Origin of the sequence: Kitasatospora sp. NPDC094028 (genome assembly GCF_049543595.1) — a bacterium.
In the GTDB taxonomy this organism is placed as follows: Bacteria; Actinomycetota; Actinomycetes; order Streptomycetales; family Streptomycetaceae; genus Kitasatospora.
The window spans coordinates 140,013-157,137 of the sequence record NZ_JBMVFA010000010.1; the positions used below are offsets into that span (position 1 = coordinate 140,013).

Here is a 17,125-nt window from a genome sequence, read left to right on the forward strand (position 1 = left end):
CCTCCGGATTCACCCGGACGGCCCAGTTATCCTGCTCCGGCGCGTCGTGCCCCGGAGGGGGAAGATCGGCGCCCGGTGCAACTCATGGGGGCACTCGGCGCGTCAAGAGAGTGGATAACGGGAGGGGAGAGACCGTGAAGACGGGTAAGGCGGCCGGCGCCGCGATACGCACCGGCCGATTCGGGCGCAGGGGAGCCGCTGCGCTGGTCATGGGCGGGGTGCTGCTGCTGACCGCGGCCTGCAACGACGACAAGGGCGGTTCGGGCGGGGGGTCCGGCGGCGACAACGCGGCCTCGGCCTCGGCGCCGGCGGACGGGGGTGCCTCGGCTGCGCCGAAGACCTCGGCCGCGGTGCTGAACGTCGAGCCGAAGGACGGTGCCCAGGACGTCGCGCCGACCGGTCTGCAGGTGTCCGTCTCGAACGGCAAGCTGACCACCGTCGAGGTGACCGACAAGGACGGCAAGCCGGTCGAGGGCGCGATCACCCCGGACGGCACCGGCTGGAAGCCGGCGGCGGGCCTCGCGGTCGGCACGGCCTACAAGGTGAACGCGCAGGCCAAGGACGCGGACGGGCTGGTGGCCGCGTCCACCACCTCCTTCACCACGCTGACGCCGGAGAAGAAGGTCTCCACCAACGACAACATCAGCGACGGCGCCACCTACGGCGTCGGCATGATCGTCTCGGTGAACTTCACCAAGGACGTCAAGAACAAGGACGCCGTCCTCAAGGGCATCACCATCGACGCCGGCGGCACCGAGGTGAAGGGCCACTGGTTCGGCGACCGGCGGGTGGACTTCCGTCCGGCCGATTACTGGAAGCCGAACACCAAGGTCGTCATCAAGTACCGGCTGAAGAACGTCGAGGTGTCCCCGGGCGTCTACGGCGACGTGGACAAGGACGAGCCGTTCACCATCGGCCGTTCGCGGATCGCCACGGCGGACGCCAAGTCGCACCAGATGACCGTCGACCAGGGCGGCAAGGTCAGCACCGTGCCGGTCACCCTGGGCGCGGACGCGACGCCGTCCTGGGGCGGGACGATGGTGATCATGTCCAAGGAGAAGGTCACCCGGATGAACTCGCAGACCGTCGGTCTCGGCGGCGAGTACGACATCCAGGACGTGCCGCACGCGATGCGGCTGACCACCTCGGGCACCTTCGTGCACGGCAACTACTGGTCGAGCCCGTTCGGCAAGAGCAACGCCAGCCACGGCTGCGTCTCGATGGCCGACGAGAAGGGCGGCAGCGACTCCTCGGTCGCCGGCAAGTTCTTCAACGACTCGATCGTCGGCGACGTCGTGAAGATCGTGAACACCAAGGAGAAGACCGTCGCCCCGTCCAACGGGCTCGGCGGCTGGAACGTGGCCTGGGCGAACTGGTAGGCCGGATCGCCCCGGTGGCCCGGTGAACCCGGGCCACCGGGGGATTCCGTTGGGTTTCATGCCGGCACCGTGTCGGCGGTTTCATGCCGGGGCGGCTCGAACCTCACCCGTTGGGGTCGGGCCGTTCCGGCTTCCGGGGCGATGAGCCCCTCGAACGGCGCAACCTTTCCGGAGGGCCGGCGCATCTAGCGGTCGGGGCCCGCGGGCCCCTGGGGAGCAGAGGGAGGGATCGACGTGAGGTCGATACGCAGAGTGGTGGCCGCCGGTGTGGTCGGCGGGGCGATGGTGCTGACGGCGGCCTGCAGCAGTGGGGGCAGCGGCGGCGGCAGCGCGGCCAAGGCCGACATCGGGGCCGGTGCGGCCCCCGCCTCGGCGGCGGCGACGCCGGGCAGTGCGGCGCCGAAGGTGTCGCAGGCCGCGGTGAGCATCGAGCCGAAGACCGGCTCGGTGGACGTGGCGCCGGCCGCGCTCAAGGTCGGCGCGACGGGCGGCAAGCTCACCACCGTCAAGGTGAGCGACAAGTCCGGCAAGGAGGTGCCCGGCACGATCGCCGCGGACGGCCTGAGCTGGACCCCGACCGGCGGTCTCTCGGTCGGCACGGCCTACCAGGTCAGCGCGATGGCGGCGGACGCCAACGGCGTGGTCGCGGAGGCGGACAGCAGCTTCACCACGCTGACGCCGGAGGTGCAGGCCAAGGCCGCCGACAACGTCGACGACAACGCGACGTACGGCGTCGGCATGATCGTCTCGGTGGAGTTCACCAAGGACGTCAAGAACAAGGACGCCGTCGCCAAGGGCATCACCTTCGAGACGAACAACGGCACGGTCGTCAAGGGCCACTGGTTCGGCGACCGGCGGCTGGACTTCCGCCCGGAGAACTACTGGAAGCCGGGCACCAAGGTGACGGTGCACTACCGGCTGAAGAGCGTGGAGATCGCGCCGGGCGTCTACGGCGGTTCGGACCGGGACGAGCCCTTCACTATCGGGCGAAGCCAGGTCTCGACGGTTGACGCCGCCGCGCACCAGATGACCGTCGTCGGGGACGGCGGCAAGACCGAGCAGGTCGACATCACCTCCGGCTCGGACGACCACCCGACCTGGAACGGCACCATGGTCGTCATGTCCAAGGAGGGCACGGTGCGGATGCAGTCCAGCACCCTGCCCGGCATGACCGGCGCGCCGTACGACCTGCAGGTGCCGCACTCGATGCGGCTCACCACGTCCGGGACGTACGTGCACGGCAACTGGTGGGCCCGCAACGGCGTGTTCGGCGGGGACAACGTCAGCCACGGCTGCGTCGGGCTCAAGGACGCGGAGGGCGGCGGCAGTTCCACCAGCGCCGGGAAGTTCTACGACAACTCGATCATCGGCGACGTCGTGATCGTCAAGAACTCGATCAAGAAGGAGACGCTGGAGCCGGACAACGGGCTCAGCGGCTGGAACCTCGCCTGGGGCCAGTGGTAGGCGGGCGCTGAGCGGGCACCGACCCGCTGGTGAACGGGCGTCGGGGTCAACCCGGGATTGACCGGGGTGGCCCCGACGCGTTTTCCGACGCCTGTTCGGGCCGTCGCCGGCGGGTTTCGGATTGCTCCCGGCATATGCCGAACCGGGCGTGATCGTTTGCTCATTGTCCGTACGCGGCCGCTTGCGTTCCGCAATGATGGTCCGCATGGCGGGTTGGGGCGAAACAGATCAGTCAGTGGTTACCGTGGCCGGCGCTCGGGCCGCCCACGTCGCCGAGGCGGCTTGGGCGGACGTCCCGGGCGCGCTCTCGGAGCTGGAGCGGCTCAGCTCGGCGGAGCTGGAGGAGATGTACTCCGGCAGGCTGTGCGACCAGTCCTCGCCGAACGAGGTGCGGCTGCCGTCCCGGCCGGAGTCCGGCCCGGTGGCCCGGCGGCTGGTGCTCTCCGTCCTGCAGTCCTGGGAGCTCCACCAGCACCTGGCGGCGGGCGAGTTGCTCACCAGCGAGCTGGTCTCCAACGCGATCCGGCACGCCGGCGGGCGCACCATCGGCCTCTTCGTCGGCCGCAAGCCCGGGTGGCTGCGGGTCGAGGTCCGCGACTCCTCGCGGTCGCTGCCCTGCATGATCCTCGCCGAGCCGCGGCCGGTGAACGAGCGCGGGCGGGGGCTGAAGGTCGTCGACGACCTGGCCGACCGCTGGGGCGCGGACCTGCTGCCGCGCGGCAAGGGCGTCTGGTTCGAGCTGAAGGTGCGCGACCGGAACTGAGCCGCCGTGCCGGCCGCGGCTGCGACTGTGCTGCCGCGGCCGTGCGGCTGCGGATACGCGCAGGGCCCCCGGGTTCGCCGTGTTCGGCGATGGGGGCCCCTGCAAGTCATCGCGCCGGCCAAGGGGGTGCGTGCCGCACGATGGGCGTCGACAGTGCCAGGTCGGGCCCGCCGAAGTCTTCGTTGCGTCGACTATCGCACGGATCTCAGCATGTGGGCAAACCGGGCGGCTTGGAATGAAAGGTTTGTAACCTACTTCACCTTTGGAATTTGCATAGGTTAACGCCGGGACCTGTGAATATTCATGATCCAGGGCTCAGGACAGCATGGCGATCCGATACTGCATGATCCGGTAGATCGTCGGGTCCGGGACGTACCACTGGCTGACGACGATGTGGAAGTTGCCGAAGGTCGAGCCGGGGATCACGAAGCCGCCGTACGGGCTGAGGACGAGGTTGCCGGCCTCCTGGCCCGGGGCGCAGGGCAGGATCATGGTCTGCTCCAGCGTCGTGGTCAGGTCCGAGGTCGGGAGCGGGAAGACCATCGCCCTGATCGACAGCGGGTCCATGTTCAGCCAGGTGAGGACGTACTTGCCGTCCATCGCGCGGAAGCAGATCTCGCCCCACTTGCGGGTGCCGAAGACGGTCGTCGGGGCGGGCGCGTTCCACTGCCAGCCGCTGTCCGTGAAGCCCCACGGCTCGTAGGCGGCCGGGTTGCCGAGGCTGTCCTGCCGCACCCGGTGCAGCAGCATCCCGGATTCGACGTCGCGGTTGAAGACCGTGGACAGCACGTAGCAGTAGCCGTCGTCGGCCACGGCATAGGTCTTCTGCTGGAACTGGCCGCCGTACAGGTCGGCCGGCCACTGGCACAGGTAGTCCCAGGTCTCGCCGTTGTCGGTGGAGCGCCAGAAGTCGGTGTGGTGGGTGTTGTAGATGACGCCGCGCATCAGGTGCATGTACATCACGCCGTTGACGACGAACACGTCGGACGGGATCGCCGTCGTGCGCCCGCCGTCGACCGGGGTGTGCGGCTCGTCGACGAGGCTGCGGGCGTGGTCGCCGCCGACGCTGCCGTCGATCCGGAGGTTGTTCAGGTCCGCGCTGCTGGAACGCAGGCCCACCGGGGCGTACCAGTCGCCGTCGCCCACCCCGCTGCCGTCGAAGGTGTCGCCGCAGACGAAGAGCATGGTGCCGTCCGGGCACCGCACGGGGATGCCGAGGTCCGTCCACGGTGCGCCGACCGGACCGGTCTCGGCGAGGCCGCTGAGGTTCTTCACCTTGGTCGCGATGGTGGGGGCGGTCGGGTCGTTCGGGCCGCCGGCGATCGCGGCGGGGGTGCCGGCCGCGAAGGCCCCCGCCCCCAGGGCGACGCCGGCGCCGATCCGGAGCAGCGTGCGGCGGGTGATGTCGTCTCCGGCTGGTTCGTGCGTCATGGCGGCCTTCCGGGTCGAGGAGTTCTGCGGCGTCCCGAGGCTATGGGCGCCGTCGCCGCTCCGCCGATCGGTGGACGAACCTTCACCCGAATGAGCTAGACCTGAAGGGGATTCGCACTTCTGACGCCGCTCATCGCCGCGCGGATGCGGGCGGCGTGGTGATGGACGGCCGTGGGGGAGAGGTGGGTTGGGGGTGGCGGCAGGGGCGTGGCGCCGGTACGGCAGGCGCGGCAGAGGCCGCCGAGGAGGGCGTGCGGGCGGCAGGGGGTGCGGCAGGTGGTGCACTCGGCGATGCGGGTGGCCGGCTCCGGCAAGGGGCGTTCCGGGGGCAGCTTGTCGAGCAGGCGGCGGCGGGTGAAGGCCGCCGGGCTGTGGACGGACGGCGGGAGGCCCCCGGTGAGGGCGGCCGTGAAGAGGGCCGGGGTGGTGCCCCGGGCGAACCACTCGGCGGCGAGCGGTTCGAGCGTGGCGCAGTCGGCGGCGGAGAGGGCGAGCCGGGGGTCGGTGAGGCCGAGGCCGGCGAGGGCCGCGTAGGCGGCCGAGGTGGGGGACGTGCGGTTGAGCGTGCGCTCCTTCGGGGGATCGGGCGCTGCGGGCGTTGACGCCTCGCCGGTGGCGATGAAGTGCGCCCACCAGGCGTCGCTGCGCGGCGTCCGGGAGAAGTAGGTGCGGAACACCCACCGGCAGTCCTTGGAGTTGACGCGCTCCCGGACGCGGCGCAGGTGACCTGCGATGGAGAGGTTGGTGAGCGCCGTGCGGACGGCCATCTGCCCGTAGAGGGGCTGGTGGGCGGCGAGGGTCTTGACGTCCATCGCCGCGCCGTCCGGGAGGTGGTCGATCAGCGAGGCGAGGTAGGCCTCGCGGACGGGGAGGTGCGAGAAGTCGCGCTGCTCGGGAGGAAGCTGGTCCGGAGCGGACTGCTTGCCGTATCCGGGCGCGGCCATGGCGGTAGAGTCGTGGATAGCCACAGGATCGACTGCTTTCGATCGTGCCGGTCAGACCCCCGTTCGGTGTTGGCGCACCGGCGGGGGTTGTTTCGTTGCTGCGCACGCTACACGCCGCGACCGGCTGCGGCGAAGTTGTGACGATAAGTCATATCTGCTGTGCGCGGAGGTGGTTGGAAGGTGGTTACCCACCCGTTCCACTAGGAGGTCACTCGACCCGCGCCGCTTGAGCTTCGAGCGCGAAGGTGAGGAAGGATGCCCAGGCCTCGGGGGAGAACGCGAGGGTCGGGCCGGCCTTGTCCTTGGAGTCGCGGACATGGATGGCGGTGGGGCGGGAGGCGACTTCGACACAGTCGCCGCCCTCGTAGTCGCTGTAGCTGGACTTGAACCATGCCATTTCGGCGTTCATAGCTGCTCCAGTGTCTTCCTGATGAGCTTCGCTGAATCCTGAGTGTTCAGGGCCTGCGCGCGGATCATCGCGTGGCGTCGGCTGAGTTCGCCGACAAGACACGGATCTGAGTGAAGTGCGTTCGTTCCGTGAGTCTCGACATAGGCGTACTGCTCGTTGCTGCTCGTTTCCATGATGATCAGCGATCCCGAGAGGGAGGAGGGGGTTGCATGCCCGGTGGGTACGACGTGGACCTGGATGTGGTGCGAGTGCTCAAACTCAAGCAGTCGCAGGAGCTGTCCCTCCATGACCTTCTCGCCGCCGATGAATGTGTGGAGGGCGGCTTCGTAGATTGTGAAGTGAAACAGCACCGTGGGTAGCTTGAGCCGTTCTTGCCGCTTGAGGCGCGCCTCCAGGCGCCTTCCAGCGGTGGCGTCATCCACAGGCGGCATGCTGCGGTATAGGAGCGTCCTCGCGTACTCCTCGGTCTGCATCAAGCCTGGGATGTAGAGGGGTTCGTACGAGTAGTAGGCGACGGCATTGTCCGCGACCTCGCGATAGGCATCGCTGCGAGCGGGAGTGGCCTCTGGGGCGAGGTAGGGGTGGGCTGCCAGCAGCATCCCCCTGGCGTCGCACAACTCATCTGCCACTGTGAGCAACTTGAGCGATGGCTTCCTCCTGCCTCCCTCCATCGACCGCACGCTCTCGATGTCGTAGTTGGAGGCCTTGCTCAACTCCTCCCGCGTCACGCCGGCCAGTTCGCGCCATCGCTTGATCTGGTTTCCGCAGTACTTCCACGCCATCGGGTTCTGCTTCGGCGTGCTCATCGGCCCGACCCCTCCCTGCCCTGGTCAAAGGGTGGTTCATCTTCGCGTTGTACCGGCGGTGTGACTCCTGAGGGTATGCCCGCGTCCCGACTCTTGAAGGGTGAAATGGCCGAACTCAGCTCCTGCGGGTGACGCCCGACTCCTCTCACCCCGAAGGACTCTGATGACCGTTCAGCCCGTCGACGCCATCGAGTGGATGCTCCCCCGCCACCCCCGCAGCGCCGCTCGCGCCCGCATCCGGCTCCTGCGGCAGGCCTTCGACTGGCACATCCACGACGAGTCCGCCGAGATCGCGATGCTCCTCCTCAGCGAGCTCGTCGCCAACGCCTGTCACCACCCCCGCGTCCCGCGCGACCGCCTGATCGGCGTCCGGCTCCTCCTCCCCACCGACACCGTCCTCCGGGTCGAGGTCGCCGACGCCGGCGCCGACCTCCCCGTCCTCCGGCGGGCCGCCCCCGAGGACGAGTCCGGCCGTGGCCTCGAACTCGTCGACGCCCTTTCGACCTCCTGGGGTGCCCACTCCCGGGGCGCGGGCTGCATCGGCAAGATCGTTTGGTTCGAACTCGCCCTCTCCGCCCCGGCGAAGCCGACCTCGGTGCGCGCGATTCCGTGAGGCGGATGGGGGAGCGCTGCGCAGGAAGTCGGCCCGGCCGACTTCCTGCGCAGATCCCGCCGAGGTTCCGATTGTTAGGCTCGCGGCGGTGAGGTCGCCCGCACGGTAAAGAACGGGACCCGGGGTGCGGACAGGGTCGTTTGCCCCACCCCTGCACGGCTGCCGTCTCCCGCAGCCTCAAAGTAAGTCTTATGCCTTGAGCTCTATCATGATGGCATGGTTATGGAGAGGGGTGCGGCGATGAAGACGATCGGGCTGATCGGCGGGATGAGCTGGGAGTCGACGGCGGAGTACTACCGCCTGGTCAACGAGTTCACGCGGGAGCGCCTCGGCGGACTCCACTCGGCGCGGTGCGTGCTCTACTCGGTGGACTTCGCGGAGATCGAGCGACTGCAGGTCCAGGGCCGCTGGGCGGAGGCCGGGGAGGCCCTGGCCGCGGCCGCCCGGGCCCTCGAAGCGGCCGGCGCGGACCTGGTGCTGATCTGCACCAACACCATGCACAAGGTCGCCGACCAGGTCGAGGCGGCGGTCTCCGTCCCCCTGCTGCACCTGGCCGACGCCACCGCGGAGGCGGTCCGGGCGGCCGGCCTGCGCCGGGTCGGCCTGCTGGGAACCGCGTTCACCATGGAGCAGGACTTCTACCGGGGCCGGCTCGAAGCCGGCGGGCTCGACGTGCTCGTCCCGGACGCCGACGGGCGCGCGACCGTTCACCGGGTGATCTACGAGGAGCTCTGCCTGGGCGTCGTGCGGGAGGAGTCGCGGGCCGCCTACCGGCAGGTCATCGCGGACCTGGTCGCCGCCGGCGCGGAGGGCGTCATCCTGGGCTGCACCGAGATCGAGCTGCTCGTCGGGCCCGAGGACAGTCCCGTCCCGCTCTTCCCGACCGCGCGACTGCACGCGGCGGCGGCCGTGCGCGCGGCACTGTCCGGTGCGTGACCACGGGTCGACCTCCCGCACGGCCCGGCCGTAGCATCGGGGGCGTGAACCTCTACTGGCACGCCGTGCTGCCACCGCTCCGCGCCTGATCGGGCGTACGCGGCGGTGGTCTGACCCCCTCCCCGAGCCCCGGTTCGGCCCGCTGAGGCCGCCGGGTGCCGTTCTGGCGTGCGCCCGTTCTCGAAACCACTCCCACTGACGGTTTTCGACGACGGAAGTTCACGACTGTGCCGAATCGTTTGTCTGCGTCTGCGTCTGCGCCCGCGTCTGCGTCTGCGCCCGCGTCCGCGCCTGCTCGGCCTCGCCCCGCCGGGCGGGCCGGCGGCGCGCTGCCGATCCTCGCGGCGGCCCTGCTCTGGGGCACCACCGGGACGGCCAGCGCCCTCGCCCCGGCCGGCGCCCCGGCCGCCGGGATCGGGGCGGCGGCCCTGATGCTCGGCGGGCTGCTGCTGTTCCTCACCGACCGCACCGCCTGGACCCTGCCCCGCACCTGCGACGCCCGCGAGCGCCGGCTGCTCGCGCTCGGAGCGGTGGCGGTGGTCGGCTACCCGCTGACCTTCTACCCGGCGGTCACCCGCACCGGCGTCGCCGTCGCCACGGTGATCGCGCTCGGCAGCGCTCCGGTGTTCACCGGGCTGCTCGGTTGGCTCACCCGGCAGGGGCGCCCCGGCGGGCGCTGGGCGGGAGCCACCGGGCTCGCCGTGCTCGGCTGCGTCGTCCTCGTCCTCGGCCCCGAACTCGCGGGCGGCGGACGGGCGGTGGACCTCCCGGGGGTGCTGCTCGCGGCGCTCTCCGGGCTCTCGTACGCCGCGTACTCGCTGATCGGCGGCCGGCTGATCGCGGACGGGCGGCCCTCGGGCGGGGTGATGGGCGTGATGTTCGGCGGGGCCGCGCTGCTGGTCTCGCCGGTGCTGCTGCTCGGGGTCGGCGGAGGCGGCGGGGCGGGTTGGCTGCTCACGGCGCGCGGCGCCGGCGTGGTGCTGCACCTCGGGCTGATCACCACCCTCCTCGCGTACCGCCTGTTCGGCCGGGGCCTGCGCCACACCGCCGCGCAGACCGCCACCACCCTCACCCTCGCCGAACCGGCCGTCGCGGCCCTCCTCGGCGTCGCCGCCCTCGGCGAACGCCTCCCGGCCGTCTCCTGGTGCGGCCTCGCCGTCCTGGCCGCCGGCCTCGCGGTGCTCGCCCTGCCCGGCCGTCGCTGAGACCCCCGCCGCGCGGGACGTCGGCCCGGCCGACGCCCCGCGCGGGCGGGCCGCGGCGGGGAAACCGCTGGACCGGGCCGCACGCGGGCGGGGAACATGAGCGGATGCCGTCCACCGAATCCGCCGCCCGGGAGCTCCGGGACCGCGCCGCGCTCTGGAGCATCGGCGAGGTCCGTGCGTACGAGGTCGTCCGCGCCGCCTGCGACGCACTCGTCGCCGGACTCGACGGCCCCGCCCTGGTGACCCTGGCCGCGTGCACGTGGGGCGAAGCGGACCGTGACGTGCCCGAACTCCTGCCCGCCGCGTTCGACGAACTCGGCCTGGCCTTCCCCCCGGCCGACAGCGATGCCGGCCGGGAAGCCGCCGCCCGGGCACTCGCGCACCGGATGCTGGCCGGTCGGCTGACTCCCCGGGAGCTCACCTCCCGGATCCATGTGCACTTCGGCCACCGGCTGCCGCCGGCCGGACGGCTCGCCGAGCTCGACGACGAGTACGACCTGCTCCCCTACGGCGGCGGGCGAGCCGCCGCGGAGGTCGACGCGGAGGTCAGGGCCGAAGCCCTCCGGATCACCGGTGCCATCCGGGGCTGAGCCCCGGTGCGGTGGCTGGTTGCCGTCGGCATGGTTGAACGCGTTCAAGTGGCGTGCAAGGCTGACGGCGGGCCGATCGTTCGTACCGCTGGGGGCGTGGCGCAGGCCTGCGGATCTGTGGGGGGAGACGTGGATTCAGGGAAGCGGGCCGGGAGGCTCGTTCGGTGGGGGGTGGTCGCGGTGGGGTGTCTGGCCCTGTACGCCGCTTGTGCGGTCATGGACGCCGGAGGCGACCGCGCCGTGATCGAGCAGGCCGACCTGGCGGGGGAGTGGGGCAACAAGGACGGCACCCGGCTGCACATGGCGCTCGACCACAGCCTGTCCATCAGCGGCCTCGACCAGGCCGTGCCCGACAACGGATGCCCGATGACCGTGTCGGTCGGGACGTGGACGTTCTACGAGCTGAAGGGCCCGCGGAAGAAGAAGATCTCCGCCGCCCTCGAGCCGATGAACGAGCCGGTGACCAGGAGCGATTCCATCAACCTGGCGCTGAAGCCGGACGTGGGCTACCCCCGTGACTGCGACGTCTTCGTGAAGGTCAAGCGCGATGACGACGGGTACGACCTCTGCCTCGTCATGGACCCGGACCAGACCTGTATGGACGACGAGCTCCTCCGCAAGCGCGTGCCGCGCGGCGGCTGACGGGCCGACCGGCCCGGTTCAGGCCAGCAGGCCGCCGGTGTAGGGGTCCTCGGCGAGGAGGCGCCAGGAGTGCCGGGCGGTGGCGAAGGACTCCGGGTCGACGGCCGCGACCAGGCCGTCGACCTCGGTGCACAGGAAGGAGTGCGGGTCGAAGACCGTCCAGCCGTCGTCGCCGTCCTCGTCGCTCCACTCCTCCCCGCCGTACTCCCAGCGGTTCCAGTGGGCGCGCAGCCGCTCGTACGTCCAGAGGGCGTAGAGCAGGGCGGAGAGGTCGCGGTGGAGGTAGCGGGCCGGGTCGTCGGCGCCGTACAGGCCGGGGAGTTCGAGGCGGCCGGTGGCGCCGTCGAGGGCGATCACCAGGTCGTGCGGCCAGTAGGCGAGGGCGAGTTGGTGGGTGAGCTCGGCGTGGTGGTCGGGGTAGGCGCCGGCCATGGTGGTGAGCGGGGCGTCCGGGTCGAGGCCGAACGTCTCGCCGTCCAGCGGCAGGCCGGCCTCGGTGAGGAGCCGGCGGGTCGGCTCGTGGGTGAGGTCGGCGGGCAGTTCCTCGGGGCGGTAGCGGCGGACGGCGCCGTCGTCCTCGCCGATCAGCCGGGCCAGGTCGGCGACCAGGTCCGGCTCGAAGTCGTAGGCGAGGCCGTCCGGTTCACCGGGGCGGGCGCCCCAGGCCAGGGCGGCGATCAGCAGCGCGGTGCGCCAGTGCGGGGGCCGGGCGCCCGGGGCGAACAGGGCAGGGTCCAGCTCCCGCATCCGCTGCTCGGCGGCCGCCGCGACGGCGTCCGCCACCGCCGCGCCCCTGCGGCCGTCGAACGCCGTGCGGTCGGCGGCGCCGGCCGCGACCGCCTCGACCTCCCGCACCAGGGCGGCGAGGGCGGGCAGCGAGGAGGCGAGCAGGTCGCCCTCCTCCTCCCGGCCGGACTCCTCGGCGAGCCGGACCTCGCCGGTCTCGCCGTCGAGCACGACCAGGCTGCCGCAGTACGACGTCCCGCCGAGGACGGTCCACCGCCCGCCGCCGGCCGGGGCGGTGGCGGCGGCCCCGAACTCCAGGAAGGCACCGCGCTCGGGCAGGTCGGTCTCGTCGGTCATGCTCGTCGTCCCCGTTCTGGATCGCTTCGCCCCGGCCGGTCGGCCGGGGGCCTTCTCACTCAGCTGCCGCTCGCGCCGGTGCACACAGCGCGGCGAGGTGCCGCGATCTCGATCAGCCTCGCGACGCCCGTACGGCCCGCCATGGCGCTCCCTCCGATCCGATGACTGGCGCGAGCGTACGCGAGCGCACTGACAGCGGGCGCGGGGGAGGGCAGGATGGTGGGCAGGGAGGGGTGAGCGGTATGGCGGGACCGGCGGTGGGGCTGTGGTTGTTCGAGCGGCGGGAGTTCGGGGAGATCCGGGCCGAGGTGGCCGGGTGGCTGGCGGGCTTCTGCGCGCCGGTCGAGACCGGAGCCGGCGGCGACCTGGACTTCTGGGTGCGGGACGGCGCGGCCGTGGAGCTGGCGGAGGCGGACCTCGCCGACCTCGGGGTGTTCTTCCTGTCGGAGGACGAGGAGGTGCCGGCGGAGGACGAGGACTACTCGGCGTTCCCGCGGCCGCCGGTGCAGGGGCTGGTGCTCGGCGCCGGCTGCTCCGGCCCGGCGAACCACCGGGCGCTCGGCCGGCTGGCCCTCGCGCTCGCCGAACGCCTGGGCGCCCTGGTCGACTTCGACGGCGTGCTGGGCTACTGCACCCCGCGCGACGACGCGCACGACGAGGCGCTGCTGGCCGGGGCGCGGGCGCTGGTCGCCGCCCTCCCGGGCCGGGTCGTGGAGGTCTCGTACGACACCTGGGGCGGCGAGCGGTGGTTCCGGCACGTCGGCGACCCGGAGTTCCTGGCGGCCTGGCTGCGGCACCCGGCCTTCCACCTGGTCAAGTAGCCCGCCGCGGAACCCGCGTAAGAAGTCGACCGGGCCGACTTCCGGTGCGGGCAGGGGAGTCGTGCGAACGGATTCCGGTGCGCCCTAGGCTGGCATGATGACCACTCAACCTCTGTCCGGCGCCAGCCCGTTCGAGCTGCTGGCGCGCTACCGGCAGGCGATGCTCGACATGGACGCGGACGCGCTCGCCGACCTCTACGCCGAGGACGCCGTGCACGAGTTCCCGTTCCTCTTCCCCGGCATGCCCGAGGCCTACCGCGGCCGGGAGGAGGTGCGGGCCGGGTACCGGGCCGCGTGGGGGGCGAGCCCGGCGCGGGTCACGGAGATCCGCGAGGTGGCCGCGCACCCGGGCAGCGATCCGGAGGTGGTCGTGGTCGAGCAGGTGGTGCACGGCACGATCGCCGGGACGGGCAGGCCGTTCGCGTTCCCCGGCCTGCTGGTCCTCCGGGCCCGGGGCGGCCGGATCGTGCACGTCCGCGACTACATGGACGGCCTCGGCGTGGCCGCCGGCACCGGCCGACTCGCCGCCGTGGCCGCGAAGTTGGCGGAGCAGGCCTGACCCGGGGGCCCGGGGCCGGCAAAGCCGTTGAGCCCATGGGCGGTGGTCGGGAAGACTGCCGCCCATGGGCTTTCGGCGTTTCGTGTCCCTCGATCCGGACGGCCTGGCGCGGAGCGGCGGGCTCCACGTGGTGGTCGAGGCCGGGACCGGGGTGTTCTACCGGCACCGGTACGGCGGCACCGCCTGCCTCCAGGGCCGGGTGGAGGGCTTCCTCGTCCCGGTGTGCCGCCCGGTGTGCGGCCCCGACCCGCGGGACGGCCTGCGCGAGCTGTTCGAGGGGCCCCGCGGTGCCGACGACCGGCACGGCAGGCTGCGCGCGCTCGTGGCGGGCGTCGTCTACTGGGCGTGCGACGGGCAGGCCGAGGAGCCGCACGGGCTGCGGGTCGACGAGAGCCGGGCCGGCGAGATCGACGAGGCGTGGGTGCCGGTGCTCACGCCGGACGGGCCCGGCGTGCTGGTCTGGCCCAACTCGGACTGAGCCCGACTCCGGCTGAGCCCGACTCCGGCCGGGCTCAGCCGGAGTCGGGCTCAGCCGGCCGGAGTGGCCGGGCAGTGCCCGGCGAGGCAGAAGCCGTTGACGAGGCTCGCCTGGACGTCCCGCAGCGGAGTGGGCCAGCTGGTCTCGGGGCCGGCGACCAGGAGGGCGTACGCCTGGCCGTCCGGGCCGGTGACGATCTGGTCGACGGTGTGCCGGACGCCGTGCCCCGCCAGGTCGTAGGAGTACTCCAGCACCGCGCCGCCGCCCGGAGTCTGGTCCAGCCGGAGGCGGCGGTAGCCGGGGAAGCGGTTGGGGTCGGCGGACAGGCTGCTGTCCGTGGAAGTGGCCTGGGCGTACGGGCTGTCGCCGCCCATCGAGAACACCTGGATCAGGCTGCTGCCGTCCGGCGAGTCGTAGAAGACGGACGTGCCGTCGGCGCGGCGCTGCCAGCCGTCCGGCACCGGCAGGGTGAAGCCGGCGGCGTCCTGGACGGGCGTGGTGTGCAGCCCGGTGGTGGGCGTGGCGGACGGCGTGGCTGACGGTGTGGCGGACGGCGTGGGCACCGGGTCGGTGGACGGCGAGGCCGGGAAGGTGAACGGAGGGAAGGGCAGCGGGGCGTCCGAGGCCCTGATGCTCGGCAGGGGCGTGCCGAGCGGTGTCGCCGCCGCCGTCGTCGTGTGCCGGCCGTCGTCGTGCCGTACGTACAGGTACCACCCGCCGCCGCCCGCGACGGCCCCGAACAGCACGCCGGCGAGCGCCGCCAGCAGCACGGGCCGCCCGCGCCCGCCGGTGCGGGCCGGCGGCGTCGGCCGGGGCCCGGTCGGCGCCCGCAGCAGCGGCGCCGTCAGCGGCGGGGGAGCGGCGGGCGGCACGGCCCCCACCGGTGGCGGGACGGCCCCTAGCGGCGGCGGAGGCGGCGGCGGAGGTGTCGCCACCCACTGCTGCCGCTGCGCGTCCCAGTGATCCCCCACCACGCCCCCCGAAGTCCACGCTCGCACGACCGGCCGACCAGCCGGCCGGTCCGGCTGCGACCGGAGACTACCGTGGCAGAGCGCAGGGCCGCGCCGGAAGCCCCCGGCGCGGCCCTGCTACGGCGCGATCAGCACTCGATGACGTTGACGGCGAGCCCGCCGCGCGAGGTCTCCTTGTACTTGATCTTCATGTCGGCATCCTTGACCATCATGCCTCTGACCTGTGCTCCAACCAGCCACGTACGGACCGGATCGACCGCCAGGGAGTCTCCAGGGAGATTTTCGTTCTGGGGGGTGCTGGGAGCCTCGGGCTCGAACCAGCTGTCCATCACGGCGAGGCCGCGGGCGCCGGATCCCGGCATGAAGTGAGCGTACCGCTCCAGCGTGATCGTCGGCGAGCTGTGCCCCATCCACACCGACAGCGTCACCGGATCCACGCTCTCGGCGAGCTGAACGCTGGCGTAGGTGTGCCGAAGGCAGTGCATCCCGTGCTCACGTGGGTCCGACCACCGGAAGCGACGCAGACGCTTCTGACGGGCAGCCTCCTCCGGGGTGTCCGGCTCGATCCGGTGGATCAGCCCGGCGGCGACGAGCGCCGGCTTCCACGACCGGTCGTTGAACGTCCGGTAGTAGACCCTGTTCCCCTGGCTGGTCGTCAGCAGCAGCTGCACGGTGATCGGCTTACGCTGCCGGGCCTCGAGCTCGCTGGTCGGGGGCGCCGGGTCCGACCACGGGAGCGTCGTCTCCACCGGTGGCCACGCCTCGATGTGAGCGCGGACCCGGGCGGCGAGGCGCGGCGTCAGCGGCACATCACGGGTCTTGTCGCCCTTGGGCAGGGCGAAGTAGAACTCGCCCTTCAGTGTGGCCCGGAGCTGGCGGCGGACGTGGATCACGCCCTTGTCGACGTCGAAGTCCTCGGCGGCCAGGCCGAGGATTTCGCCCTGGCGTAGGCCGGCGCCAACGCCGAGGTCGACCGCGATGCGGTACCGGGCCTGGAGGCCGGCCCGGATCGCGTCGACTGTCGCCCGCAACCAGGCGCGTGCCTTCTTTTCCGTCTTCTTCGGTGGCTTCACCGACCTGTTGACCTTGCAGGGGTTCTTGAGGAGGCGTCCGTCCTCGACAGCGGCGGCGAGGATGGTGCTCAGGTGGATCCAGATCACCTCAGCGGTGGAGGTGTCGACCCGGGCGAGCAGCTGCTTCTTCCACTCCCTCAGCGCGGCGGCATCGATCCGGCGCAGCGGCAGCTCGCCGATGGGCAGCCCCTCGATGTGTCGACGGACCTTGCTCTCCATCGCGGTGTAGGTGGTGAGCTTGTCGGTGCGGCCGGGCCAGAAGTGCTTCTGGATGTAGTCGGTCAGCAGGATGTCGCCGTCGCGGGGATCAACGAACTCCGCCCGGCGCTCGTCGGCCTGGGCCTGAGAGAGCCACTTCTTGGCGTCGGCCGCGGCATGAAATGAGCGGGCGCGGACCCCGGGGATGCCGGCGACCTTGTAGCGCTTCCCCTTCCCCCAGAGGTCGGTACGTCGGCGCTTCCCCGTCTTGGGGTCCGGCTTCTTGGTCAGCCAGCGATCTTCGATGTACCCAGCCACTGGGCGCCCCCCTCAAGGTCGACCGCACGGGTCTTCAGGATCCAGCCGGTGACGCCGAGCTCGGCGGCGAGCTCGGCCGGGGTGGTGGCCCACTGTCGGGCGGCACAGAAGTCGGACAACCCGATGAGCTTGCGGGCGGCTCGCAGGTCGGCGAGGCGTTCGGCCCGCAGGCCGGCCGCGCCGCCGCAGCCGGCGTCGCCAGCCAGGATGTGCTCGATCTCGTGTGCAAGGACGCACCGCTCCTCGACCGGGCTGAGCCCCTGGGCGAGGATGACGACGCGGTGCTCGGGGGACCACGCGCCCCAGGTGTCCCTCAGCCACTGCCGGACGACGGGTGTGCCCATCCGCTCCAGCTCGGCGTGCGGGTCGTACTGTGCCGCGGCGACAATGCCGACGACTGCGGGCATGCCTCTCCCCCTGAGTCCTGACGTGTGGGAGGCAT

Annotated in this window: 19 protein-coding genes; 11 read left to right on the plus strand and 8 right to left on the minus strand. The window is 71.9% G+C overall.

The features are described from left to right. The first annotated feature begins 134 nt into the window (after nucleotides 1–134). From ACPC54_RS17675 to ACPC54_RS17685, 3 genes are all read left to right on the plus strand, one after another. Nucleotides 135–1,379: a L,D-transpeptidase gene (locus ACPC54_RS17675; protein WP_498965718.1), complete on the plus strand. Its 1,245-nt coding sequence runs from the start codon at nucleotides 135–137 to the stop codon at nucleotides 1,377–1,379. A gap of 234 nt (nucleotides 1,380–1,613) precedes the next feature. Further along, nucleotides 1,614–2,843 carry a L,D-transpeptidase gene (locus ACPC54_RS17680; RefSeq protein WP_498965719.1) on the plus strand — a complete coding sequence of 410 codons (1,230 nt, stop codon included), beginning with the start codon at nucleotides 1,614–1,616 and terminating at the stop codon, nucleotides 2,841–2,843. A 244-nt stretch (nucleotides 2,844–3,087) separates the two neighbouring features. Continuing rightward, a complete protein-coding gene (locus tag ACPC54_RS17685; protein ID WP_498965720.1) occupies nucleotides 3,088–3,606 on the plus strand; it encodes an ATP-binding protein in 519 nt (172 codons plus the stop codon). Between the two features lie 315 nt (nucleotides 3,607–3,921). Here ACPC54_RS17685 and ACPC54_RS17690 read toward each other — a convergent pair whose 3' ends face one another. From ACPC54_RS17690 to ACPC54_RS17705, 4 genes are all read right to left on the minus strand, one after another. Further along, nucleotides 3,922–5,037, minus strand: a complete 1,116-nt coding sequence (locus ACPC54_RS17690; protein ID WP_498965721.1) for a DUF4185 domain-containing protein — start codon at nucleotides 5,035–5,037, stop codon at nucleotides 3,922–3,924. Nucleotides 5,038–5,132: 95 nt separating this feature from the next. Then, nucleotides 5,133–5,981 carry a hypothetical protein gene (locus ACPC54_RS17695; protein ID WP_498965722.1) on the minus strand — a complete coding sequence of 283 codons (849 nt, stop codon included), beginning with the start codon at nucleotides 5,979–5,981 and terminating at the stop codon, nucleotides 5,133–5,135. A gap of 208 nt (nucleotides 5,982–6,189) precedes the next feature. After that, nucleotides 6,190–6,378, minus strand: a complete 189-nt coding sequence (locus tag ACPC54_RS17700; RefSeq protein WP_498965723.1) for a DUF397 domain-containing protein — start codon at nucleotides 6,376–6,378, stop codon at nucleotides 6,190–6,192. A gap of 8 nt (nucleotides 6,379–6,386) precedes the next feature. Continuing rightward, the gene (locus ACPC54_RS17705; RefSeq protein ID WP_498965724.1) at nucleotides 6,387–7,196 is read right to left on the minus strand and encodes a helix-turn-helix domain-containing protein; all 810 of its coding nucleotides are present in this window, start codon (nucleotides 7,194–7,196) and stop codon (nucleotides 6,387–6,389) included. 163 nt (nucleotides 7,197–7,359) lie between these two features. Here ACPC54_RS17705 and ACPC54_RS17710 point away from each other — a divergent pair, with 163 nt between their 5' ends. The 5 genes from ACPC54_RS17710 to ACPC54_RS17730 all read left to right on the plus strand — a co-directional run bounded on the left by ACPC54_RS17710 (nucleotide 7,360) and on the right by ACPC54_RS17730 (nucleotide 11,182). After that, nucleotides 7,360–7,809, plus strand: a complete 450-nt coding sequence (locus ACPC54_RS17710) for an ATP-binding protein (RefSeq protein WP_498965725.1) — start codon at nucleotides 7,360–7,362, stop codon at nucleotides 7,807–7,809. A gap of 240 nt (nucleotides 7,810–8,049) precedes the next feature. Beyond that, nucleotides 8,050–8,745 (plus strand): aspartate/glutamate racemase family protein, encoded by a 696-nt coding sequence (locus ACPC54_RS17715; RefSeq protein WP_498965855.1) that lies wholly within the window; start codon nucleotides 8,050–8,052, stop codon nucleotides 8,743–8,745. A 239-nt stretch (nucleotides 8,746–8,984) separates the two neighbouring features. Then, on the plus strand, nucleotides 8,985–9,950 hold the full coding sequence (locus tag ACPC54_RS17720) for a DMT family transporter (protein WP_498965726.1): 966 nt from the start codon (nucleotides 8,985–8,987) through the stop codon (nucleotides 9,948–9,950). Nucleotides 9,951–10,054: 104 nt separating this feature from the next. Continuing rightward, nucleotides 10,055–10,540 carry a hypothetical protein gene (locus ACPC54_RS17725; protein ID WP_498965727.1) on the plus strand — a complete coding sequence of 162 codons (486 nt, stop codon included), beginning with the start codon at nucleotides 10,055–10,057 and terminating at the stop codon, nucleotides 10,538–10,540. Between the two features lie 216 nt (nucleotides 10,541–10,756). Further along, complete coding sequence (locus tag ACPC54_RS17730) at nucleotides 10,757–11,182, plus strand: hypothetical protein (protein WP_498965728.1); 426 nt, start codon at nucleotides 10,757–10,759, stop codon at nucleotides 11,180–11,182. A gap of 18 nt (nucleotides 11,183–11,200) precedes the next feature. On the opposite strand, the gene ACPC54_RS17735 is transcribed toward ACPC54_RS17730, so the two are convergent. Beyond that, nucleotides 11,201–12,265: an SUKH-4 family immunity protein gene (locus ACPC54_RS17735; RefSeq protein ID WP_498965729.1), complete on the minus strand. Its 1,065-nt coding sequence runs from the start codon at nucleotides 12,263–12,265 to the stop codon at nucleotides 11,201–11,203. A 242-nt stretch (nucleotides 12,266–12,507) separates the two neighbouring features. On the opposite strand from ACPC54_RS17735, the gene ACPC54_RS17740 reads away from it, so the two are divergent. From ACPC54_RS17740 to ACPC54_RS17750, 3 genes are all read left to right on the plus strand, one after another. Then, nucleotides 12,508–13,086: a DUF6368 family protein gene (locus ACPC54_RS17740; RefSeq protein ID WP_498965730.1), complete on the plus strand. Its 579-nt coding sequence runs from the start codon at nucleotides 12,508–12,510 to the stop codon at nucleotides 13,084–13,086. A 97-nt stretch (nucleotides 13,087–13,183) separates the two neighbouring features. Continuing rightward, nucleotides 13,184–13,645 (plus strand): nuclear transport factor 2 family protein, encoded by a 462-nt coding sequence (locus tag ACPC54_RS17745; protein ID WP_498965731.1) that lies wholly within the window; start codon nucleotides 13,184–13,186, stop codon nucleotides 13,643–13,645. Nucleotides 13,646–13,709: 64 nt separating this feature from the next. Beyond that, nucleotides 13,710–14,123 carry a DUF6210 family protein gene (locus ACPC54_RS17750; RefSeq protein ID WP_498965732.1) on the plus strand — a complete coding sequence of 138 codons (414 nt, stop codon included), beginning with the start codon at nucleotides 13,710–13,712 and terminating at the stop codon, nucleotides 14,121–14,123. 50 nt (nucleotides 14,124–14,173) lie between these two features. Here ACPC54_RS17750 and ACPC54_RS17755 read toward each other — a convergent pair whose 3' ends face one another. The 3 genes from ACPC54_RS17755 to ACPC54_RS17765 form a co-directional block, all read right to left on the minus strand. Further along, nucleotides 14,174–14,995 (minus strand): serine/threonine kinase C-terminal domain-containing protein, encoded by an 822-nt coding sequence (locus ACPC54_RS17755; protein WP_498965733.1) that lies wholly within the window; start codon nucleotides 14,993–14,995, stop codon nucleotides 14,174–14,176. A gap of 227 nt (nucleotides 14,996–15,222) precedes the next feature. Continuing rightward, a complete protein-coding gene (locus ACPC54_RS17760) occupies nucleotides 15,223–16,683 on the minus strand; it encodes a tyrosine-type recombinase/integrase (protein ID WP_498965734.1) in 1,461 nt (486 codons plus the stop codon). Further along, nucleotides 16,653–17,090: an ImmA/IrrE family metallo-endopeptidase gene (locus tag ACPC54_RS17765; protein ID WP_498965735.1), complete on the minus strand. Its 438-nt coding sequence runs from the start codon at nucleotides 17,088–17,090 to the stop codon at nucleotides 16,653–16,655. The genes ACPC54_RS17760 and ACPC54_RS17765 overlap by 31 nt, the downstream gene beginning before the upstream one ends. Nucleotides 17,091–17,125: the final 35 nt, after the last annotated feature.

Bases quoted from the DNA above. Each gene is read 5' to 3' on its own strand.
- ACPC54_RS17690 (WP_498965721.1), bottom strand. From the start codon at position 5,037: ATGACGCACGAACCAGCCGGAGACGACATCACCCGCCGCACGCTGCTC.
- ACPC54_RS17695 (WP_498965722.1), bottom strand. From the start codon at position 5,981: ATGGCCGCGCCCGGATACGGCAAGCAGTCCGCTCCGGACCAGCTTCCT.
- ACPC54_RS17700 (WP_498965723.1), bottom strand. From the start codon at position 6,378: ATGGCATGGTTCAAGTCCAGCTACAGCGACTACGAGGGCGGCGACTGT.
- ACPC54_RS17705 (WP_498965724.1), bottom strand. From the start codon at position 7,196: ATGAGCACGCCGAAGCAGAACCCGATGGCGTGGAAGTACTGCGGAAAC.
- ACPC54_RS17710 (WP_498965725.1), top strand. From the start codon at position 7,360: ATGACCGTTCAGCCCGTCGACGCCATCGAGTGGATGCTCCCCCGCCAC.
- ACPC54_RS17715 (WP_498965855.1), top strand. From the start codon at position 8,050: ATGAAGACGATCGGGCTGATCGGCGGGATGAGCTGGGAGTCGACGGCG.
- ACPC54_RS17725 (WP_498965727.1), top strand. From the start codon at position 10,055: ATGCCGTCCACCGAATCCGCCGCCCGGGAGCTCCGGGACCGCGCCGCG.
- ACPC54_RS17730 (WP_498965728.1), top strand. From the start codon at position 10,757: ATGGACGCCGGAGGCGACCGCGCCGTGATCGAGCAGGCCGACCTGGCG.
- ACPC54_RS17735 (WP_498965729.1), bottom strand. From the start codon at position 12,265: ATGACCGACGAGACCGACCTGCCCGAGCGCGGTGCCTTCCTGGAGTTC.
- ACPC54_RS17740 (WP_498965730.1), top strand. From the start codon at position 12,508: ATGGCGGGACCGGCGGTGGGGCTGTGGTTGTTCGAGCGGCGGGAGTTC.
- ACPC54_RS17745 (WP_498965731.1), top strand. From the start codon at position 13,184: ATGACCACTCAACCTCTGTCCGGCGCCAGCCCGTTCGAGCTGCTGGCG.
- ACPC54_RS17750 (WP_498965732.1), top strand. From the start codon at position 13,710: ATGGGCTTTCGGCGTTTCGTGTCCCTCGATCCGGACGGCCTGGCGCGG.
- ACPC54_RS17765 (WP_498965735.1), bottom strand. From the start codon at position 17,090: ATGCCCGCAGTCGTCGGCATTGTCGCCGCGGCACAGTACGACCCGCAC.